The organism is Hydrogenophaga sp. (genome assembly GCF_030656115.1).
Taxonomy (GTDB): Bacteria; Pseudomonadota; Gammaproteobacteria; order Burkholderiales; family Burkholderiaceae_C; genus Hydrogenophaga.
The window spans coordinates 1-1,525 of the sequence record NZ_JAUSOO010000169.1 but is presented as its reverse complement, the minus strand read 5'-3'; the positions used below and the strand labels follow the sequence as shown (position 1 = coordinate 1,525).

At 58.8% G+C, this 1,525-nt stretch carries 2 protein-coding genes; both read right to left on the bottom strand.

The features are described 5' to 3' along the window. A partial coding sequence (locus Q7J58_RS21635) for a transposase (RefSeq protein WP_304832017.1) occupies positions 1 to 156 on the bottom strand: 156 nt, incomplete at its 3' end. Between the two features lie 101 nt (positions 157 to 257). After that, positions 258 to 1,271, bottom strand: coding sequence for a tyrosine-type recombinase/integrase (locus Q7J58_RS21630; RefSeq protein ID WP_304832015.1), 1,014 nt, complete (start codon positions 1,269 to 1,271; stop codon positions 258 to 260). Between the last annotated feature and the right edge of the window lie 254 nt (positions 1,272 to 1,525).

Below are 1,525 nucleotides of genomic sequence, written 5' to 3'. Positions count from 1 at the left end.
GCTGTCTTTTTGGTTCGATTTGCTGATCCATTTCCTGAGTGTTCCCTCAGGCATGTTCAGCTCTTGGGCAACGGTTCGCACGCTTTTGTCCCCGCGCTCTCGCACTTTGATCAAGGCCTGGTTTTCAAACTCTTTGGAGTGGTGGTTTCTTTTCATGGGGTGTCGCTTCGGTGTGGGTTATCCACAATTTCGGGGGCGACAAATAGTCTGACATGGGGGGGTGGTGACCCATTGATGTCGGTTCCTCCTGCGCATAGTTACAGCGACTGCAAGAACCGCATGAGTGCATCAGGGGCCTGGAATTTCCCCATCTTGGTATTGGGCGGTTCAAGCCTTGCCAGCGCCTTTTCCTTCATGGCCAGATTGGCCTCGATGTAGCGATGGGTGGTGTTCATGCTCTCGTGTCCAAGCCACACGGCGATCACGTTGAACGGCACGCTTGACTGCAGCAGATGCATTGCGGTTGTGTGCCGTAGCGTGTGCGGCGAGATCGCCTTCTTGAGGAGACCAGGCTCGTTCTTGGCGGCACGCACCATAGCCAGGTGAAGACGCTGAGCTACGTTGGATCTGGACATGGCCTGCCCATAGCGGTTGGGCAGCAAGGCGGTCTCACCTCGTAGCGTCGGATTGCGCCGCAACCAGGCGCGCACTTCCATGACGGTCGTGTCCCACAGTGGAATTGATCGCAGCTTGCGCCCCTTGCCATGCAGATGCACGCAGGCCGCGCCCTCCAGGACGACATCGACCACTCGTACCCCGATGATCTCCGAGACGCGGGCACCCGTGTTGTAGAGCATCGTCAGCAGGAGATGGTCGCGCTGTGAAGACCAAAGAGGTCCTGACTTCCCGAGGACTGCCTCCATCTCCTGCCGAGTCAGATATCCCAACATCGGCTGCTCGAAGTGCTTCATCGGCACGGCCATCGCCTGCTCGACGACGTGAAGCGAGGTCACATCGCGTCGACCGGCGAACTTCAGGAACGCGCGCAGTGCGGTGAGACGCAGATTGCGGCTGCGGATTGCGTTGTGTCGGTTGTGCTCAAGATGATCGAGGAAGGCAAGAATCAGATCAGGTCGGAGGTCGGCCAGCCGCATGTCTATCGGCGCTCTGCCCAATCGTCGGCTTGCAAAGTCCAGGAACAGCATCAGTGCATCGCGGTAGCAGGCCACCGTGCGGGGGCTGAGTGCGCGCTGCGAGACCAGGTACTCGGTGAAGAACTGCTGAACCAGCGAAGCAAAGGTCGCAGGCTTCGGTGCAATGGCATTACGCATGGGACACCTGTAGACGGCTGTCAGTTTCCGCGTAAATCTGGCGGCGGTAAGTGGTGGCGGAATTTGGTGACGTAATCCGGTGTTCATTTCTGGTGGCGGATTCCGGCGGTGGCTTTCGGTGCTGGATGCACCAACGACAAGGGCCCCGTCAGGGGCCCTTGTCGTTGGCGTTGGAGATTCGTTGGCGCTCAGAACGGCAAGTCCGGGTCAAAGTCCTCCAGTGATTCACTGCTCACCCTGTTCACGCGCTGCTC

Excerpts from the sequence above, each read along its gene's own strand:
- Q7J58_RS21630 (WP_304832015.1), bottom strand. The coding sequence starts at position 1,271 with ATGCGTAATGCCATTGCACCGAAGCCTGCGACCTTTGCTTCGCTGGTT.